This window comes from Micromonospora sp. NPDC047548 (assembly GCF_040642975.1).
GTDB lineage: Bacteria > Actinomycetota > Actinomycetes > Mycobacteriales > Micromonosporaceae > Micromonospora.
Genome location: NZ_JBEYTI010000031.1, coordinates 2,408 through 20,972 on the forward strand (window position 1 = coordinate 2,408; position 18,565 = coordinate 20,972).

Here is an 18,565-nt window from a genome sequence, read left to right on the forward strand (position 1 = left end):
TCCTGCGCGATGCGCCGCCCGGGCGGCGCATCGCGCAGGACCCGGGGGTCGCGGACGGGCCGCGTAAACGGCGCGACACCCGGGTCGGCCGGCCGTAGGGTTGCCGCGGCCTGTCGTACCCCGGGGGTAGGAAGGCCGTGGTGGACGGCGGGTGAGAGGAGGTCCGGGTGAGCGTGGCGCAAGGGTCCCGGCCGGCGTTGCCCAGGGTGCCGGCGCTGGCGGTGCTGGCCCACTATCTGACCGGCTACCGCCGCACCTGGCGGGCCGGGGTCTTCTCGTCCTTCCTGCTGCCGACGCTGACCGTGGTCGGCTTCGGCCTCGGCGTGGGGGCGTACGTCGACCAGGGCGTCGGCGGGGTGCGCTACCTCGACTGGATCGTGCCCGGGCTGCTGGCCTCGACCGCGCTCCAGGTGACGGTCGGCGAGTCGACCTGGCCGGTGTTCAGCAACTTCCAGTGGATCAAGACCTACTCCGCGCAGACCGCGGCGCCGCTGCGGATTCCCGACATCCTCGCCGGTCACCTGGCCTTCGTGCTGTTCCGGGCGCTCACCGCCAGTGCCGCGTTCCTGCTGGTGACGGCGCTGTTCGGGGCGCTGCGTTCCGGCTGGGCGGTGGCCACCCTGCCGGTGGTGGCGCTGCTCTGCCTGGCGGTCGCCGCGCCGACCTTCGCCTACGCGGCCGTGGTGGACAGCGACAGCTGGCTGGCCATGCTGTTCCGCTTCGCGGTGATCCCGATGACGCTCTTCGCCGGGATCTTCTTCCCGGTCGAGTCGCTGCCCGGCGTGCTGCGCTGGCTGGCGTACGCGACGCCGCTCTGGCACGCCGTCGACCTGTGCCGGGCGGCGACGCTCGGTGTGGCCCCGCAGTGGTCGATCGCCGGCCACCTGCTCTATCTCGCGGCCTGGGCGCTGGGCGGCTGGCTGCTGGCCGCCCGGCTCTTCCGCCGCCGGCTCGTGGTCTAGGAGGCTCGCGTGGTCACCCTCGTCCTGCCCCGGCTGCTCGACGTCTCCGGCGCGTCGCGCCGGTCGGCCTCGGTGGTCGAGCGCAACGTGGCGGCGCTCAAGTCGGTCTACTGGCTGCTGCTGCTCTCCGGGTTCGTCGAGCCGGTGCTCTACCTTTTCTCCATCGGGGTCGGGGTGGGCCAGCTGATCGACGGCTTCACCCTGCCCGGCGGCCGGACGGTGCAGTACGCCGCGTTCGTCGCCCCGGCGATGCTCGCCGCCTCGGCGATGACCGGGGCGCTCGCCGAGACCACCTTCAACTTCTTCGGCAAGATGAAGTACCTCAAGCTCTACGACGGGATCATCGCCACCCCGGTCCGGCCCTTCGAGATCGCGCTGGGGGAGCTGGGGTGGGCGATGGTGCGTGGCTCGGCCTACTCGGCGGCCTTCCTCGCGGTGATGGTGGCGATGGACCTGACCTCCGTCGGGCGCGCCGTGCTGGCGTTTCCGGCGGCGGTGCTGGTCGGCTTCACCTTCGGCGCGGTCGGCATGGCGCTGGCCACCTTCATGCGCAGCTGGCAGGACTTCGACCTGATGGGCTCGGCGCAGTTCACCCTGTTCCTCTTCTCGGGCACCTTCGTGCCGGCCGAGGACTATCCGGCGCTGCTGCGCGGGGTGGTGGAGTTGACCCCGCTCTACCGCTCGGTGCACCTGGTCCGCGACATCTGTGTCGGCGGGTCCGGTTGGCTGTGGGTGCTGGACGTGCTCTACCTGCTGGCGCTGACCGGGCTCGGGCTGGCCGTGGCGTCCCGGCGGATGGTGGGCCTGCTGTACAAGTGACGGGTTAACGGTCGGCTTCCCCGGGGCATGTCGAGGGGGACTCCGCCGACCACGAGGAGGGGCGATGGCCTCCGACGACACGTCCGCCCGGGCCGGGCGCGACGGCGACGACCACGGCACCGCGACCGCGGCCCGGACCCGTGCGGGCGAGCCGGTGGGCCGCGACACCCGCGGCAGCCGGCCGGTCGGCCCCGACGACGGGCCGGGCAGCCCGACGGAGCTGCCCGGTTCCGGCTGGAAGGCGGCCCTGAAGCGCACCGTCACGGAGTTCCAGGAGGACAAGCTCCGCGACTTGGCCGCCGCGCTGACCTACTACGGGGTGCTCTCCATCTTCCCCGGGCTGCTGGTGCTAATCTCCCTGCTCGGCCTGATCAGCGACCGGGCCACCGCGGGGGTGAGGGACACCGTCAACCAGGCGGTGCCGGAGGAGAACATCCGGAAGATCATCGAGGGGGCCATCGAACAGGCGGGCGCCTCGGGCGGGCTGGCCAGCATCGCCGCGATCATCGGTCTGCTCGCGGCCTTCTGGTTCGCGTCCAGCTACATCGCCGCGTTCATGCGCGCCTCGAACATCATCTACGACGTGCCCGAGGGGCGGCCGATCTGGAAGACCCTGCCGATCCGGCTCGGGGTGACCGCCGCGATCGGCGTGATGCTGCTGGCCAGCGCGGTGATCGTGGTCTTCACCGGCGGCTTCGCCGAGCAGGTCGGCAGCGCGATCGGGCTGGGCTCCACCGCGGTGACGGTGTGGAACATCGCCAAGTGGCCGGTGCTGCTGCTCCTGGTCAGCCTGATGTTCGCGATCCTCTACTGGGCCTCGCCGAACGCCCGGCACGGCGGCTTCCGCTGGGTGAGCCCGGGCGGCGTGCTGGCCGTGGTGATCTGGCTGGTGATCTCCGGCCTCTTCGCCCTGTACGTCAGCAACTTCGCGTCCTACAACAAGACCTACGGCGCGCTGGCCGGCGTGATCATTTTTCTGGTCTGGCTCTGGCTGAGCAACATCGCCATCCTGGTCGGCGCCGAGTTCGACGCGGAGCTGGAGCGCGGCCGGGCCATCTCGGCCGGTCACTCTCCCGAGGAGGAGCCCTACGTCGAGCTGCGCGACGACCGCAAGCTCAAGAAGAAGCGCAATGCCGCCGGGGAGCGCTAGCCCCGACGAACGGCACGAGGTCGATCGACCCCGCAGCGTCCGGCGCGGCGGGGTCGATCTTTCCTTGATCCACTCATAGCTTTTGTCCCAACGGACAAAAGTTGGCGGCAGTTCAACCGAAGCTATGGACAGGGGCCACGGAAGGCTCCTAATGTGTCGGACACAACACATCGACCTTTCATCGATGTGAACCCGACGCGGAGGTGGATCCCGTGCGGACGCTGGAACCCCTGCACCTACGGCTGTTGCGGCTGCTTCGCGACGCGGGGCCGGCGTCCCGGGCCGAGCTGGGCGACCGCCTCCAGATGCCCCGGCCCCGGCTGCTGGCCGAGTTGGAGCGGCTGGTCGGGCTCGGCCTGGTGGCCGAGGCGGGGCTCGCCGCCTCCCGGGGCGGGCGCCGGTCCACCCTGGTCGAGCTGGATCCCCGGCTGCGCTTCGCCGCCGTCGACCTCGGCGCCAGCTCGATCGACGTGGAGGTGGTCAACGGCCGGCTGGAGCCGGTCGCGGCGTACACGGAGCCGGCCGACATCCGCTCGGGCCCGAAGGTGATCCTGCACCGGGTCAACGAGCTGCTGCACAAGGCCCGGGTCGACGGGGCGTACGAGAAGCTGGACGGTGTCGGCGTCGGGGTCCCCGGGCCGGTGAGCTTCCGCGACGGGGTGCCCGTCTCGCCGCCCATCATGCCCGGCTGGGACCGGTTCCCGGTGCGTGAGCTGCTCACCCGGGAACACGGCTGCCCGGCGGTGGTCGACAACGACGTCAACATCATGGCCATCGGGGAACGGCACGGCGGGGTCGCCCACTCGATCGACGATTTCCTGTTCGTCAAGATCGGCACCGGAATCGGCTGCGGGATCTATCTCAGCGGCGAGGTCTACCGGGGCACCGACGGCTGCGCCGGCGACATCGGCCACATCCAGGTCGACGCGCACGGCGCGATCTGCTCCTGTGGGAACGTCGGCTGCCTGGAGGCGGTCTTCAGCGGCGCGGCCCTGGCCCGCGAGGCCGTCGCCGCCGCCCGGGCCGGCACCTCCCCGGCGCTCGCCGAACGGCTCGCGGCCCGGGGCGCCGTCACCGCCCGGGACGTCGCCGAGGGGGCGGTCGAGGGGGACGTCGCCTGCATCCAGCTGATCCGCGACGGCGGCCGGCGGGTCGGCCAGGTGCTGGCCGGCCTGGTCAGCTTCACCAACCCTTCGATGATCGTGATCGGCGGAGGGCTGGCCCAGCTCGGCCACATCCTGCTCGCCGAGATCCGCAGCGTGGTCTACCGCCGGTCGCTGCCACTGGCCACCGGCAACCTGCCGGTCGTCCTGTCCGAGCTGGGTCCGCGTGCCGGGGTCGCCGGGGCTGCGGTGCTGGCCAGCGATGTCGCTTTCGGGGAGGCATCGTGAGCGCGAGGAGTGAGCCGGGCCTGCGAGCCCCGCAGTCGCGAACAGGGGAGGCATCATGACCGGGCCGGCCGGCGACGGAACCGCCCCGCTGGTCACCCCGCCCGCCGACACCGTCGCGGGCGAGGTGGTCCTGCGCCTCACCGACGTGGTGAAGACCTTCCCCGGCGTACGGGCGCTGGACGGGGTGCAGCTGGAGGTGCGGGCCGGCGAGGTGCACTGCCTGCTCGGGCAGAACGGCGCCGGCAAGTCCACCCTGATCAAGGTGCTCGCCGGGGTGCACCGACCGGACTCGGGGCACGTCGAGTGGCGCGGCCAGCCCGCCGTCTTCGCCGACCCGCAGGCCGCCATGCGCGCCGGCATCGCCACCATCTACCAGGAGCTCGACCTGGTCGAGGACCTCTCGGTGGCGGAGAACGCCTTCCTCGGCCACGAACCGCGCCGGCTCGGTTTCGTCCGGCGCGGGCAGATGGCCCGCCGGACCCGGGAGATCCTGGCCCGGCTCGGCCACGGCGAGATCCCGCCCGGTCGGATGGTCCGCGCCCTGCCGGCCGCCGGCAAGCAGGTGGTCAGCATGGCCCGGGCGCTCTCCCACGAGGCGCGACTGATCATCATGGACGAACCGAGCGCGGTGCTGGCCCACGACGAGGTGGGCAACCTGTTCCGGATCATCCGGGAACTCACCGCGCAGGGCATCGCGGTCATCTACATCTCGCACCGGCTGGAGGAGATCCGCGAGATCGGCGACCGGGTCACCGTACTCAAGGACGGCCGGACCACCGCGGCGAACCTACCGGCCCGCGACACCCCGACCCGGGACCTGGTCGCGAAGATGACCGGCCGCACCATCGAGTACGTCTTCCCGGACCGTCCGGCCGAGACCGGCGCCGGCGCGGAGTTGCTGCGGGTCGACGGGCTCGGCCGGGCCGGCGAGTTCGCTGACGTCTCCCTCACCGTGCGGGCCGGCGAGATCGTCGGCATCGCCGGCCTGGTCGGCTCCGGCCGTTCCGAACTGCTGGAGACCATCTACGGCGCCCGCCGCGCGGACACCGGCGCCGTCCGGGTGGACGGCCGGGCGCTGCGCCCGGGCAGCGTCGGCGCGGCGGTGCGGGCCGGCATGGGGATGGCGCCCGAGGAGCGCAAGAGCCAGGCGTTGCTGCTGGGCGAGCCGATCCACCGCAACGTCACCCTCGCCACCTTCAGCCGGTACGCCCGCCTCGGGTTCACCAACGCGGGCCGGGAGCGCGGCGAGGCGGAACGGATCGCCGACAGCCTCCAGCTGCGCCCCCGGGATGTGCGCCGGCCGGTGCGCACGCTCTCCGGCGGCAACCAGCAGAAGGTGGTGGTCGGGCGCTGGCTGCTCGGCGACACCCGGCTGCTGCTGCTCGACGAACCCACCCGCGGCGTGGACGTCGGTGCCCGGGCCGAGCTCTACCGGGTGATCCGCGACCTGGCCGCGCGGGGTGTCGGGGTGCTGCTGGTCTCCAGTGAGGTGCCCGAGGTGCTCGGCCTGGCCGACCGGGTGCTGGTCATGCGCGAGGGCCGGATGGTGCGCGAGGCGCCGGCCGGCGAACTGGACGAGAACACCGTGCTCGACCTCGTCATGGCGGGGTCTCTGATGGAAGGCACGCCGGCATGAACGAGCGCAGTGAGCGGAGCGAGGTGGCGGCATGAGCGAGCGGAGTGAGCGAATCGGTCGGCTCAGGGCGGCCGAGCCTCGTGCCGTCGCCGAGCGGAGCGAGGTGGCGGCATGAGCGAGGCGACCGCGACGCCGGAGAGCCGGGCGGACCTGCCGTCCCCGTCCCCGTCGGTCGACCCGGCCGAGACGGCGGCGGCGAGCGGGAAGACCGCCGGGCCGGGCCGGCTGTCCTGGTGGCACGGGGACGGCGGCGAGGGCGCGCGGCGCAACCTCGGCCTGATCGCGGTGCTGGTCGTGCTGGTCGTCATCGGCGCCGCGACCCGCTCCGACCTCTACTCCAACCCGGACTGGGTGTGGAACAACACCCTGACCATCCTCAAGCTGGCCTCGGTGGTCGGCGTGGTGACCGTCGGGATGACCTTCGTGATCATCGGCGGTGGCATCGACCTCTCCGTCGGCGCGATCGTCGCGCTGGCCGGGGTCTGGTGCACCACCGTGGCCACCCAGAGTTACGGTGCCGGCGGCATGATCTTCAGCGCGCTCACCGTGGGCGTGGCGGTCGGGCTGGTCAACGGCCTGCTCGTCTCGTACGGGCGGCTGGTGCCGTTCATCGCCACGCTGGCCATGATGGTCGCCGCCCGAGGGCTGGCCGCGGAGATCTCCGACAAGCAGACCCAGGTCTCGAACAACGTCTTCATCAACGACATCGCCAGCACCAAGCTGCTCGGCATCCCGTTGCTGGTCTACATCCTGGCGGCCGTGGTCGCTGCGGGCTGGGTGCTGCTCAACCGCACCACCTTCGGCCGGCGCACGGTCGCCGTCGGCGGCAACCCGGAGGCGGCCCGGCTGGCCGGCATCAACGTCCGCCGGCACACCGTGCTGCTCTACGCGCTCTCCGGTCTCTGCTGCGGCATCGCCGCGGTCATGCTGACCGCGCAGGCCAACTCCGCCCAGGCCGCCATGGCCAACCTGTACGAGCTGGACGCGATCGCCGCCGCCATCATCGGCGGGACGCTGCTCAGCGGTGGCCGGGGCACCATCGTCGGCTCCCTGCTCGGGGTGCTGATCTTCTCCACCATCACCAACCTCTTCGCCATCAACGGCCTCTCCACCGAGGCCCAGAACATGGTCAAGGGCGGCATCATCGTCGGCGCCGTCCTGGTCCAGCAGGTGCAGTTCCGCAGTCTCACCCAGTTCCTCGGCCGCAACCGGGCCACCACCGTCTGACCGTCCGCGGCGCGACGACGTGCCGCCCTCCGCACGACCCACCGCATCTCGGCGGCCACCTACCGACGGTGGCCGGGATCCGCACACCCTTTTCGCCCCACCCCCGTCACTCTTGGAGGTCGTCATGACCCAGCTCAGTCGTGACCTGTCCCGCCGCCGGTTGCTGTTCGGCGGGGCCGCCGTCGGCGCCGGCGTGCTCCTGGCCGGTTGCACCAGCAACGAGGACCAGCCCACCGTCGCGCAGACCAAGGCGGCCGCGTCCGGCGGCAACGCCGACCCGGGCAAGAAGGTGATCATCGGCTTCTCCGCCCCGGCCGCCGACCACGGCTGGATCGCCGCCATCACCAACAACGCCAAGGCGCAGGCACAGGCGTACTCCGACGTGGAGTTCAAGTCGGTCGAGGCCGGCGCGGACGCGGCGGCCCAGCGGGCGGCGCTGTCCACGCTGATCTCGCAGCAGCCCGACGTGATCGTGCTGCTGCCGCACGACGGCAAGGAGCTCAACGCCTTCGGCCTGGAGGCGATGAAGGCCGGCATCCCCGTGGTCAACCTGGACCGGGCCTTCCCCGACGCGCGCGCCTACCGGTTGCAGATCAAGGGCGACAACTACGGCATGGGGGTGGCCGCGGCCGCCTACATCGTCGAGCAGCTCAAGGCCAAGGGCGTGAGCAACCCCGTCATCGGAGAGATCCCCGGCATCGACTCGCTGGAGCTGACCCAGGAACGCTCCAAGGGCTTCGCCGACACCCTCGCCGCGAACGGGCTGAAGGTGGCCAACCGGCGTCCGGCGGAGTTCACCGCCGACTCCGGCCAGCAGGCCGCCACCGGCCTGTTCCAGGCGCTGCCGAAGATCGACGCGCTCTGGAACCACGACGACGACCAGGGCATCGGTGTCCTCGCGGCGGTCAACCAGGCCAACCGCAAGGAGTTCTTCATGGTCGGCGGCGCCGGCTCGAAAAAGGCGATGGAGGACATCAAGGCCGACAACACCGTGCTCAAGGCCACCGTCACCTACAGCCCGTCGATGGCCTCCTCGGCCGTCTCCCTGGCCCGCCTGATCGGCCAGGGCAAGGGCATGTCCGACCTGGTGGAACTCCAGGTGCCCAAGGAGATCGTGCTCGCTTCCGAGACGATCACCAAGGAGAACGCGGGCGACTACCTCAAGCTCGGGTTCTGACACACGGGGGGAGACCCACCTTGTCCACACAGCACAGCGAACTGCGGGTCGGCATGGTCGGCTACGAGTTCATGGGCGCCGCGCACTCGCAGGCGTGGCGCACCGTGAACCGGGTGTTCGAGCTGCCGGCGCGGGTCCGGATGGCGACGATCTGCGGCCGGGACGCCGGGAAGGTCGCCAGTGCGGCCGACCGGCTCGGCTGGGACGCGTACACCACCGACTGGCGGGACCTGGTCGCCTCGGACGGCATCGACGTGGTCGACATCTGCACGCCGGGCGACAGTCACGCCGAGATCGCGCTCGCCGCGCTGGCCGCCGGCAAGCACGTGATCTGCGAGAAGCCGCTGGCCAACACGGTGGCCGAGGCCCGGGAGATGACCGCCGCGGCGGCCACCGCCCGGGCCGCGGGGGTGCGCTCCATGTGCGGGTTCAACTACCGCCGGGTGCCCGCGGTCGCCCTGATGCGACAGTTCGTCGCCGAGGGCCGGCTCGGGGTGCTGCGGCACGTGCGGGCGGCGTACCTCCAGGACTGGATCGTCGACCCGCAGTTCCCGCTGGTGTGGCGGTTGCAGAGGGACAGGGCGGGCTCCGGCGCGCTCGGTGACATCGGCGCGCACATCATCGACCTGACCCAGTACGTCACGGGCCAGCGGATCACCGGGGTCAGCGCGGTGACCGAGACGTTCGTCAAGGAACGGCCGCTGCCGGCCGGGTCGAGCGGCCTGGCCGCGCAATCCGACGGCAACGGCCGGACGACCGGCGCGGTCACCGTCGACGACGCGGCGGTCTTCGTCGCCCGCCTGGACGACGGGGCGCTGGCCACGTACGAGGCGAGCCGGTTCGCCACCGGCCGCAAGAACGCCCTCCGGGTGGAGATCAACGGCTCTCTCGGGACCGTCGCCTTCGACCTGGAACGCCTCAACGAGCTGGAGTTCTACGACGCCACCCGGCCCACCGCCGAGCAGGGCTTCACCCGCATCCTGGTGACCGAGGGCGAGCATCCGTACCTGTCGGCCTGGTGGCCGCCGGGGCACATCATCGGATACGAGCACTCCTTCACCCACCAGATGCGCGACTTCGTCGAGGCGGTCGCGACCGGCGTCGATCCGACCCCCTCCTTCACCGACGCGTTGCAGGTCCAGCTGGTGCTGGACGCGGTGATCCGGTCGGCGGAGTTGGGCTCCCGGTGGACGGAGGTGGAGCCCGCGCTGACCGCGCTCCCCGTCTGACCAGACCACCTCCGTCGCCGACCGGCGAGGACCGGCCGCGGTTGCGCCCCGCGGTCGGGACGGGATCGGCACCGGAGGGCGTGCGGCCCGGCCACCATGGCCGGTGGCGCACGCGTACGACGGTCCTCCGGTGCGGCCGGACCGGGATTCCCCGGCCGCACCGGAGGACCGCCACCACCGTCCCGGCGACCGGGGACGCCCGGCCGCCACCGGCCCGGGTCCGGGTCGCCACCACCAGACGTCCGGTCGAGGGGCGCGCCGCCGCCCGTCGGCCGGACACGGGGAGGCAGGGCCGAGACGCCGAACGACCCTGCCTGCCAGCCCCGTCCGCACGCCGTACGGGATACCGGGTTCGTCGTCGCGCCGCTGACGTCGTCGCAGCCCGGTGCCGCCCCGGACGTCGGGCGGACGGGGCCCGGCGGAAGGTGTCTTTCCGGCGAACCATCTGATATTGATATACAAGAATGCAAGGGCGATCCTCCGGACGGAAGGAGCACCATGCCTACGGGTGTCTGGCTGGTGGGGGCGCGCGGTTCGGTCGCGACCACCGGCATCGTCGGCGGTCTCGCCCTGCGGGCCGGGCTCACCGCACCGACCGGCTGCGTCACCGAGCTGCCCGCACTGCGTGGCCCGGCCCTGCCCGGCTTCGCCGACCTGGTCTTCGGCGGCCACGACCTGGCCACCACCCCGCTGACCAAGCGGGCCGAGACGCTGGCCGCCGCCGGCGTGCTGCCCGGCCGGCTGGCCGCCACGCTCGCCGGGGACCTGGCCGCCGTCGAGGAGGACCTGCGCCCCGCCCCCACCGGCGGCAGCCAGGCGGAACGGGCCGCCGCCATCGTCGCCGACCTCACCGCGTTCCGCCGGCGGCACCGGCTGGACCGGGTGGTGGTGGTCCACGTCGCGGCCACCGAGCCGGCCGCCCGGCCGCACCCCGGGCACGCCGACGCGGCCGCCCTGCGCGCCGCGCTCGCCGGCCCCGACGAGGTGCTGCCGCCCAGCTCGCTCTACGCGTACGCGGCCGTCGAGGCGGGCTGCCCGTACGTCGACTTCACCCCGTCCACCGGGCTGCGGCTGCCGGCGCTCGCCGAGCTGGCCGTCGCGCGCGGCGTGCCGTACGCCGGGCACGACGGCAAGACCGGGGAGACCCTGGTCAAGTCGGTGCTCGCGCCGATGTTCGCGATGCGCCACCTGGCCGTGCGCTCCTGGTCCGGGGTCAACCTGCTCGGCGGCGGCGACGGCGCCACCCTCGCCGACCCGGCCGCCAACGCCGCCAAGGTGGACAGCAAGCAGCGGGTCCTCGGCGAGACCCTCGGCTACCTGCCGCAGGGCGGCACCCGGATCGAGTACGTCGAGGAACTGGGCGACTTCAAGACCGCCTGGGACCTGATCACCTTCGCCGGTTTCCTCGGCACCGGCATGCGGATGGAGTTCACCTGGCACGGCTGCGACTCCGCGCTGGCCGCGCCGCTCGTGCTCGACCTGGCCCGGCTGACCGCCGCTGCGCACGCCGCCGGCCGGGTCGGCCCCCTGACCGAGCTGGCGTTCTTCTTCAAGGACCCGCTCGGCACGCCCACCCACTCGCTCGGCGAGCAGTGGCAGCGGCTGGTCGAGTTCACCGGGCGGCTGCACGCCGGGGGTGCCGCGTGAGCGAGCGGAGCGAGCGAACCGTTCGGCTCAGTGCGTGGAAGCCTCACGCCGACGCCGACCGAAGGGAGGTGTCGGCGTGAGTGACCTCGCCGCCCTCGCCGAGCTGGTCCGGGCGCCGGCCGCGCTCTCCGTGCCGGGGGACGTGGTCGCGGGCGCCGCGGCGGCCGGGGCGCTCGGCCCGCGTACCGCCGGCCTGGCCGGCGCGTCGGTGCTGCTGTACTGGGCCGGGATGGCCGCCAACGACTGGGCCGACCGCCGCCTGGACGCCGTCGAACGCCCCGAGCGGCCGATTCCCAGCGGCCGGGTCACGCCCGGCGCCGCGCTCGGTCTCGCCGCCGGCCTCACCGCCGCCGGGCTGGGCCTGGCCGCCGTCGCGGGCGGCCGGCGGGCCGCAGCCGTCGCGGTCCCGCTCGCCGCGGCGATCTGGGGGTACGACCTGGCGGCGAAGAACACCGCCGCCGGACCGGCCGTGATGGCCGCCTGCCGGGGCCTGGACGTGCTGCTCGGCTCGACCGGCGGGCGGCCGGCCCGGGCGCTGCCGGCGGCGCTCACCGTCGCCGCGCACACCTGGACGGTCACCGCGCTGTCCCGCCGCGAGGTGACCGGCGCGGACACCGCGCTGCCGCTGCGTACCCTCGCCGGCACCGCCCTGGTCGCGGTCGCCGCTGCCCGCCGGTCCATGGCCCCCGCTGCCCGCCGGTCCACGGCCCCCGCCGCCGACCGGTCCACGGCCGCTGCCCGCCGCCGGGACGCCGCCGCGCTGCCGGTCGCGTTGGCCGGCTGGTACGTCGCCCGGTACGGCGGGGCGCAGGCCCGGGTGGTCGCCGACCCGTCCGCCGGCCGGGTCCGGGCGGCGGTCGGCGCCGGGATCACCGGGCTGCCGGCGTTGCAGGGCGCGCTCACCGCCCGGGCCGGGGCCGGCCTGCTCGGGCTGGCGGTGGCGGCCGCCGCGCCGCTGGGCCGCCGGCTGGCCCGGAAGGTCTCTCCGACATGACCACCCCGCGTCCCCACCCGCCGGCCCCGCCGCCGCGCCCGACCGTCGGCCCGGCCGACCGGGGGCACCGGGCGGACCGGGGGCCGCGGTTCGGCTACGGGACCAACGGTTTCGCCAACCATCGGCTGGACGACGCCCTCGCGGTCCTCGCCGAGCTGGGCTACGAGGGCGTCGCGCTCACCCTGGACCACGACCACCTCGACCCGTTCGCGCCCGGCCTGGCCCGCCGGGTCGACGAGGTGGCCCGCCGGCTGGACGCGCTGGGTCTCGCCGTGGTCGTCGAGACCGGCGCCCGGTACCTGCTCGACCCGTGGCACAAGCACGCGCCGACGCTGCTGCACGACGAGCCGGCCCGGCGGATCGACTTCCTGACCCGGGCGGTCCGGATCGGCGCCGACCTCGGCGCGGAGGCGGTCTCCTGCTGGGCCGGCGTACGCCCCGACACCGTACCGCCGGTGGTCGCCTGGGACCGGCTGGTCGCCGGGTGCGCGACGGTGCTCGACGCCGCCGACCGGGCCGGTGTGGCCCTCGGCTTCGAGCCGGAGCCGGGGATGTTGGTCGAGGACATCGCCGGCTGGTGGCGGCTGCGCCGAGCCCTCGGCGATCCGGAGCGCTTCGGCATCACCCTCGACATCGGACACTGCCGCTGCCTGGAGCCGCGTCCGGTGCCGGAGTGTGTCCACGAGGTGGCCGCGCACCTGGTCAACGTGCAGATCGACGACATGCGTCGGGGCGTGCACGAGCATCTGGAGTTCGGCACCGGCGAGATCGACTTTCCGCCGGTGCTGCGCGCCCTCGTCGACGTCGGCTACCGGGGACTGGTGGCGGTGGAGTTGCCCCGGCACTCGCACGCGGCGCCCGTCGTCGCCGCCCGGTCCCTCGACTTCCTGCGCGCCGCCGCGGCGGTGGCCCGGGCGACCGAGGCCGTCCCGGCCGCCGCGTCGGACCCGATGACCGAGGTGGCCTAGACATCGACCGATCAGCATCAGGGGAGGAGCGACGGATGACACCGGATCGACTGCGGGCCGCGCTGGAGGCCGTACCGGATCCCGACTGGCTGGCGGCGGCGTTGCGCCGCGTCGCGGTGGAACCCGCGACGATCGGGCGGTTCTTCCCGGCCGCCGGCCGGCGCTGCGGTCGGGGCGAACTGGCCGGCGCGTCCGGCTGGACCGCCGACGAGGCGGCCCGCGCGTTGCTGCTCACCGCGCTGCCCGCCGACCACGCCGCGCACGCCGGGGCGCTGTACCGGGACGGTGACGCCGCGGAGAAGCGGGCGGTGCTCAAGGCGCTGCCGTTGCTGCCGGTCGGGGCGGCCGGGGTCCCGCTGCTGCACGACGCGATCCGTACCAACGACACCCGGCTGGTTGCCGCCGCGCTGGGCCCGTACGCCCGGCACCTGGACCCGGCGTCGTGGCGGCAGGCGGTGCTCAAGTGCGTGTTCGCCGGCGTGCCGCTGGCCGGCGTGGCCGACCTGGACCGCCGCGCCGACGGCGAGTTGGCCGCGATGCTTGCCGCGCTCGCCGCGGAGCGGCACGCCGCCGGGCGGGAACTGCCCGCCGACGCCACCGACCTGCTCGACCGGCTCACCATCAGGGAGGCGTGAATGCGCATCTTCGACCCGCACATCCACATGACGTCGCGGACCACCGACGACTACGAGCGGATGGCCGCCGCCGGGGTCCGCGCGGTGGTGGAGCCGGCGTTCTGGCTGGGGCAGCCGCGCACCAGCGTCGCCTCCTTCGCCGACTACTTCGACTCGCTGATCGGCTGGGAGCCGTTCCGGGCCGGGCAGTTCGGCGTCCGGCATCACGCCACCGTCGCGCTCAACCCGAAGGAGGCCAACGACCCGCGCTGCCGGCCGGTGCTCGACCTGCTTCCGCGCTACCTGGACAAGGACGCCGTGGTGGCGGTCGGCGAGATCGGGTACGACTCGATGACCCCGCAGGAGGACGAGGCGTTCGCCGCCCAGCTCGCCCTGGCCGTGGCGCACGACCTGCCGGCGCTGGTGCACACCCCGCACCGGGACAAGGCCCGGGGCGTCGAGCGCAGCCTCGCGGTGGTGGCCGAGTCCGGCATCGACCCCGGCCGGGTGGTGCTCGACCACCTCAACGAGGTCACCGTGAAGCTGGTCCGGGACACCGGCTGCTGGCTGGGTTTCTCCATCTACCCGGACACCAAGATGTCCCCGCCCCGCATGGTGGAGCTGCTGCGGGCGTACGGGACCCGACGGGTGCTGGTCAACTCCGCCGCCGACTGGGGGCGCTCGGACCCGCTGCTCACCCGGGCCACCGGTGAGGCGATGCTGCTGGCCGGGTTCACCGACGACGACGTTGACCGGGTGCTGTGGCGCAACCCGGTGGAGTTCTACGGGCAGTCCGGCCGGCTCGACCTGACCGACCTGGACGCGGCGTCCGCCGGCACCTTCGCTGGGAACTCGATCCTGCGTGGCGGCGACTGATGCGGCTGCGGCACGCCGACGGCAGCACCGTCCACCTCGGCTACTGCACCAACGTGCACCCCGCCGAGGACGCCGCCGGCATCCTCGCCCAACTGGACACCCACGCCGAGCCGGTGCGTGAGGCGCTCGGCGCGGACCTGCTCGGGCTCGGCCTGTGGCTGGCCGCGCCGGTCGCCGCCGAGCTGGCCGCCGACCCGGCCGCCCGCCGCCGGCTGCGCGCCGAGCTGACCCGCCGCCGGCTGGAGGTGGTCACCCTCAACGGCTTCCCGTACGCGGCCTTCCAGGCCCCGGTCGTCAAGGGCGCGGTCTACCGTCCCGACTGGACCACCGACGCCCGGCTGCGCTACACCCTCGACCTGGCCCGGGTGCTGGCCGACCTGCTTCCCGACGACGCGGCGCGCGGCTCGATCTCCACCCTGCCGCTGGCCTGGCGGCACCCCTGGGACGCCACCCGCGCCGACGCCGCCCGCCGCCGGCTGGACGACCTCGCGGCCGGGCTGGCCGCCGTCGAACGGGACACCGGCCGACCGGTGCGGGTCGGCTTCGAACCGGAGCCGGGCTGCGTGGTGGAGCGCACCGGGCAGGCGGTCACGGCCCTGGCCGGCATGGACACCGACCGGCTCGGCGTCTGCCTGGACCTGGCGCACCTCGCCTGCGCCTGGGAGGAGCCGGCCGAGGCGCTGGCCCGGTTGTCCGCCGCCGGGCTCCCGGTGGTCAAGGTGCAGGTCTCCGCCGCCCTGGAGGCCGCCCATCCGGAGACCGCCGCCGAAGCGCTGGCGCGCTGGGTGGAGCCCCGCTTCCTGCACCAGACCCGGGCCGCGGCCGGCGCCCGCGCCGCCGACCCGGCCGATCCGGCGTACGCCGCCGACGACCTGGACGGCGCGTTGGCCGCTCGGCCGCCGGGGCCGTGGCGGGTGCACTACCACGTGCCGCTGCACGCCCCGCCCGAGGAACCGCTGACCTCGACCCTGCCGGTGCTGCGCGCCGCGCTGGCCGGGCTGCTCGCCGGCCCCGCCGCCGGCTGCGACCACCTCGACGTCGAGACGTACACGTGGGGGGTGCTGCCGGCCGCCCGGCGGCCGCGCACCGACGCCGAGCTGGCCGCCGGCATCGCCGCCGAGCTCGCCTTCGCCCGCGACGAACTGGTCGCGCTCGGCCTGACGCCGACGGGCCGTCCCGTCCCGAGCACCGGCGGGGGTACGACGATGAGCGAGCGTCAGCGAACGAAGCATCGACATAGTGCCGTGGCGCCTCATGGCGGCCCCGAGCGAAACGAGGTGCCGGCATGAGCCGCCGACTGGTGGTGCTGGACGTGGTCGGGTTGACCCCGCGGCTGCTGGCGCACATGCCCCGGCTGCGGGCGGTCGCCGACGAGGGGTTCGCCGCCGGCCTGGGCACGGTGCTGCCCGCGGTGACCTGCTCGGCGCAGGCGACCCTGCTCACCGGAGAGCCGCCCTCCGGGCACGGGATCGTGGGCAACGGCTGGTACTTCCGGGACCTCGGCGAGGTGCTGCTGTGGCGGCAGCACCACGCCCTGGTCGGCGGGGAGAAGCTCTGGCAGGCCGCCCGCCGGGTCGAGCCCGGCTGGACGGTGGCCAACGTCTGCTGGTGGTACGCGATGGGCGCGGACGTGAACTGGACGGTGACCCCGCGTCCGGTCTACCACGCCGACGGGCGCAAGGAGCCGGACTGCTGGACCGACCCGCCGGAGCTGCACGACACGCTCACCGACGCGCTGGGCACCTTCCCGCTGTTCACCTACTGGGGGCCCGGCGCCGGGCTGCCCTCCTCGGCGTGGATCTGCCGGGCCGCCGAGCGGATCCTCGCCGACCATGCCCCGGACCTGACCCTGGTCTACGTCCCGCACCTGGACTACGACCTGCAACGGTTCGGCCCGTCCTCGCCCCAGGCCGCCGCCGCGGCGGCGGAGCTGGACGCGGTGCTCGGCCCGCTGCTGGACGCCGCCCGGGCCCGGGACGCGACCGTGGTGGCGCTGTCGGAGTACGGCATCACCGACGTCTCCCGGCCGGTGGACGTCAACCGGCTGCTGCGCGCCGAGGGGCTGCTGCGGGTCTACACCCAGGCCGGGATGGAGTACCTGGACCCGTGGACGTCCCGCGCCTTCGCCGTGGCCGACCACCAGGTCGCCCACGTCTACGTCCGGGACCCGGCCGACGTGCCGGCGGTGGCGAAACTCTGCGCAGGCCTGCCCGGGGTGGCCGAGGTGCTCGACGCCGACGGGAAGGCGGCGGCCGGACTGGACCATCCGCGCGCCGGCGACCTCGTCCTGGTGGCCGAGCCGGACGCCTGGTTCACCTACTACTACTGGCTCGACGACGCCCGCGCCCCCGACTTCGCCCGGCTCGTCGAGATCCACCGCAAGCCCGGATACGACCCGGCGGAGCTCTTCTTCGACCCGGCCGCGCCGGGGGCGGCGAAACGCCGGGCGGCGGTCGCGCTGGCCCGCAAGAAGCTCGGCATGCGCTACCTGATGAGCGTGGTCGGCCTCGACGCCGGCGCGCGGGCGGTCCGGGGCTCGCACGGCCGACTCTCCGCCGACCCGGCCGACGCCCCGGTGCTGCTCTGCTCCGACCCGGCCGCCGCCCGGGACCGGCTCGCGGCCACCGAGGTGAAGGCGCTGCTGCTGGAACTGGCCGGGCTGGCCCCGCCGGGGTCCCCGGCCGGTGCGCCGCCGGCCCCGTCCCCGGCCGCTGCGGCGTCGTCCGGCACGGGCGGGCGGTCGCCGGGTGCGGCCGGGCCGTCCCCGGGGCCGGTCGGTGGGCCGGGGGAGGGGCGGTGACCGTCACCGCCGCCCCGACCGACACCAGCGGGCTGCGGGCACGTTTCGACGCCGAGCTGGTCGCCTTCCTGGACCGGCAGGGGCCCGACTGGCCGGACGGTGCGCCGCGCGGCATCTTCGCCGCCCTGCACCGGTTCGTGCTGGCCGGCGGGAAGCGGCTACGCCCGCTGTTCTGCTACTGGGGCTGGCGCGGTGCCGGGGGCGGGGACGACCGGCCGATCGTGGTCGCCGCGGCGGCGCTGGAGCTGTTCCACGCGTTCGCGCTGATCCACGACGACATCCTCGACGGCAGCGACCGCCGCCGGGGCGCGCCGTCGGTGCACCGGCTCTTCGCCGACCTGCACACCCGGTCCGCCTGGCGCGGCGACCCCGAGGCGTACGGGCGGAACACCGCGCTGCTCTGCGGCGACCTCTGCGCCGCCTGGGCGGACCAGATGTTCCACGAGTGCGGGCTGAGCACCGCCCAGGTCTGCCGAGGGTACGCGGTCTTCGCCCGGATGCGCACCGAGGTCATCGCCGGGGAGTACCTGGACCTGGTATCCGGCGTCGGCGACGGCTCGGTGGCCAGCGCGCTCACCGTGATCCGGATGAAGGCCGCCCGGTACACGGTCACCCGCCCGTTGCAGATCGGCGCGGCGCTGGCCGGCATCGGGCCGGAGCTGGTCGCCGCGCTCACCGACTTCGGCGATCCGCTGGGCGAGGCGTTCCAGCTCCGCGACGACGTGCTCGGCGTCTTCGGTGATCCGGCGGTGACCGGCAAGTCCATCCTGGACGACCTGCGCGAGGGCAAGCCGACGGTGATGATGGCGCTTGCCCGGGACGCCGCCGACCGGGCGCAGAGCGCCCGGCTGCGCGACCTGTTCGGCAACCCCGGGCTGGACGCGGACGGGGCGGCCGAGCTTCGCGCGATCATCGAGGCGACCGGGGCCCGGGAGCAGATCGAGCGGCTGATCCGGGTCCGCGCGGACGCCGCCTGGGCCGCGCTGGACCGGTTGCCGCTGGAGGAGCCGGCGCTGGCGGCGCTGGCCGGGCTGGCCGACCAGGCGGTGCGCCGCCGGAGCTGACGCCGCCGGAG

Annotated in this window: 16 protein-coding genes; all 16 read left to right on the top strand. The window is 74.2% G+C overall.

Annotated elements, in window-relative coordinates; all coding sequences use genetic code 11:
* The first annotated feature begins 167 nt into the window (after nucleotides 1–167).
* The 16 genes from ABZ807_RS24690 (at nucleotide 168) to ABZ807_RS24765 (ending at nucleotide 18,554) form a co-directional block, all read left to right on the top strand.
* Entirely contained in the window at nucleotides 168–962 is a 795-nt protein-coding gene (locus tag ABZ807_RS24690; RefSeq protein ID WP_357162436.1) for an ABC transporter permease, read from the top strand.
* A 9-nt stretch (nucleotides 963–971) separates the two neighbouring features.
* Nucleotides 972–1,781 carry an ABC transporter permease gene (locus tag ABZ807_RS24695; RefSeq protein WP_357162439.1) on the top strand — a complete coding sequence of 270 codons (810 nt, stop codon included), beginning with the start codon at nucleotides 972–974 and terminating at the stop codon, nucleotides 1,779–1,781.
* 64 nt (nucleotides 1,782–1,845) lie between these two features.
* The gene (locus ABZ807_RS24700) at nucleotides 1,846–2,931 is read left to right on the top strand and encodes a YihY/virulence factor BrkB family protein (RefSeq protein WP_357162442.1); all 1,086 of its coding nucleotides are present in this window, start codon (nucleotides 1,846–1,848) and stop codon (nucleotides 2,929–2,931) included.
* 212 nt (nucleotides 2,932–3,143) lie between these two features.
* Nucleotides 3,144–4,322: an ROK family protein gene (locus tag ABZ807_RS24705; protein ID WP_357162445.1), complete on the top strand. Its 1,179-nt coding sequence runs from the start codon at nucleotides 3,144–3,146 to the stop codon at nucleotides 4,320–4,322.
* A 55-nt stretch (nucleotides 4,323–4,377) separates the two neighbouring features.
* Nucleotides 4,378–5,958 (top strand): sugar ABC transporter ATP-binding protein, encoded by a 1,581-nt coding sequence (locus ABZ807_RS24710; RefSeq protein ID WP_357162448.1) that lies wholly within the window; start codon nucleotides 4,378–4,380, stop codon nucleotides 5,956–5,958.
* 111 nt (nucleotides 5,959–6,069) lie between these two features.
* Nucleotides 6,070–7,185, top strand: a complete 1,116-nt coding sequence (locus ABZ807_RS24715; protein WP_357162451.1) for an ABC transporter permease — start codon at nucleotides 6,070–6,072, stop codon at nucleotides 7,183–7,185.
* Between the two features lie 124 nt (nucleotides 7,186–7,309).
* Complete coding sequence (locus tag ABZ807_RS24720) at nucleotides 7,310–8,362, top strand: substrate-binding domain-containing protein (protein ID WP_357162454.1); 1,053 nt, start codon at nucleotides 7,310–7,312, stop codon at nucleotides 8,360–8,362.
* A gap of 20 nt (nucleotides 8,363–8,382) precedes the next feature.
* Complete coding sequence (locus tag ABZ807_RS24725) at nucleotides 8,383–9,591, top strand: Gfo/Idh/MocA family oxidoreductase (RefSeq protein ID WP_357162457.1); 1,209 nt, start codon at nucleotides 8,383–8,385, stop codon at nucleotides 9,589–9,591.
* Nucleotides 9,592–10,089: 498 nt separating this feature from the next.
* Nucleotides 10,090–11,238 (top strand): inositol-3-phosphate synthase, encoded by a 1,149-nt coding sequence (locus tag ABZ807_RS24730; RefSeq protein WP_357162460.1) that lies wholly within the window; start codon nucleotides 10,090–10,092, stop codon nucleotides 11,236–11,238.
* A gap of 76 nt (nucleotides 11,239–11,314) precedes the next feature.
* A complete protein-coding gene (locus ABZ807_RS24735; RefSeq protein ID WP_357162463.1) occupies nucleotides 11,315–12,232 on the top strand; it encodes an SCO3242 family prenyltransferase in 918 nt (305 codons plus the stop codon).
* Entirely contained in the window at nucleotides 12,229–13,200 is a 972-nt protein-coding gene (locus ABZ807_RS24740; RefSeq protein ID WP_357162466.1) for a sugar phosphate isomerase/epimerase family protein, read from the top strand. Before ABZ807_RS24735 ends, ABZ807_RS24740 begins: the two co-directional genes overlap by 4 nt.
* A gap of 35 nt (nucleotides 13,201–13,235) precedes the next feature.
* Nucleotides 13,236–13,835, top strand: coding sequence for an EboA domain-containing protein (locus tag ABZ807_RS24745; protein ID WP_357162469.1), 600 nt, complete (start codon nucleotides 13,236–13,238; stop codon nucleotides 13,833–13,835).
* Nucleotides 13,836–14,690 (top strand): TatD family hydrolase, encoded by an 855-nt coding sequence (locus ABZ807_RS24750; protein WP_357162472.1) that lies wholly within the window; start codon nucleotides 13,836–13,838, stop codon nucleotides 14,688–14,690. It begins immediately after the preceding gene.
* Entirely contained in the window at nucleotides 14,690–15,979 is a 1,290-nt protein-coding gene (gene eboE / locus ABZ807_RS24755) for a metabolite traffic protein EboE (RefSeq protein WP_357162475.1), read from the top strand. Before ABZ807_RS24750 ends, eboE begins: the two co-directional genes overlap by 1 nt.
* Entirely contained in the window at nucleotides 15,976–17,490 is a 1,515-nt protein-coding gene (locus ABZ807_RS24760) for a nucleotide pyrophosphatase/phosphodiesterase family protein (protein WP_357162478.1), read from the top strand. Before eboE ends, ABZ807_RS24760 begins: the two co-directional genes overlap by 4 nt.
* Complete coding sequence (locus tag ABZ807_RS24765; protein ID WP_357162481.1) at nucleotides 17,487–18,554, top strand: polyprenyl synthetase family protein; 1,068 nt, start codon at nucleotides 17,487–17,489, stop codon at nucleotides 18,552–18,554. Before ABZ807_RS24760 ends, ABZ807_RS24765 begins: the two co-directional genes overlap by 4 nt.
* Nucleotides 18,555–18,565 lie beyond the last annotated feature (11 nt).

Coding starts and splice junctions, on each gene's coding strand:
- ABZ807_RS24700 (WP_357162442.1), top strand. CDS start 1,846: ATGGCCTCCGACGACACGTCCGCCCGGGCCGGGCGCGACGGCGACGAC.
- ABZ807_RS24710 (WP_357162448.1), top strand. CDS start 4,378: ATGACCGGGCCGGCCGGCGACGGAACCGCCCCGCTGGTCACCCCGCCC.
- ABZ807_RS24715 (WP_357162451.1), top strand. CDS start 6,070: ATGAGCGAGGCGACCGCGACGCCGGAGAGCCGGGCGGACCTGCCGTCC.
- ABZ807_RS24720 (WP_357162454.1), top strand. CDS start 7,310: ATGACCCAGCTCAGTCGTGACCTGTCCCGCCGCCGGTTGCTGTTCGGC.
- ABZ807_RS24730 (WP_357162460.1), top strand. CDS start 10,090: ATGCCTACGGGTGTCTGGCTGGTGGGGGCGCGCGGTTCGGTCGCGACC.
- ABZ807_RS24740 (WP_357162466.1), top strand. CDS start 12,229: ATGACCACCCCGCGTCCCCACCCGCCGGCCCCGCCGCCGCGCCCGACC.
- ABZ807_RS24745 (WP_357162469.1), top strand. CDS start 13,236: ATGACACCGGATCGACTGCGGGCCGCGCTGGAGGCCGTACCGGATCCC.
- ABZ807_RS24750 (WP_357162472.1), top strand. CDS start 13,836: ATGCGCATCTTCGACCCGCACATCCACATGACGTCGCGGACCACCGAC.
- eboE (WP_357162475.1), top strand. CDS start 14,690: ATGCGGCTGCGGCACGCCGACGGCAGCACCGTCCACCTCGGCTACTGC.
- ABZ807_RS24760 (WP_357162478.1), top strand. CDS start 15,976: ATGAGCCGCCGACTGGTGGTGCTGGACGTGGTCGGGTTGACCCCGCGG.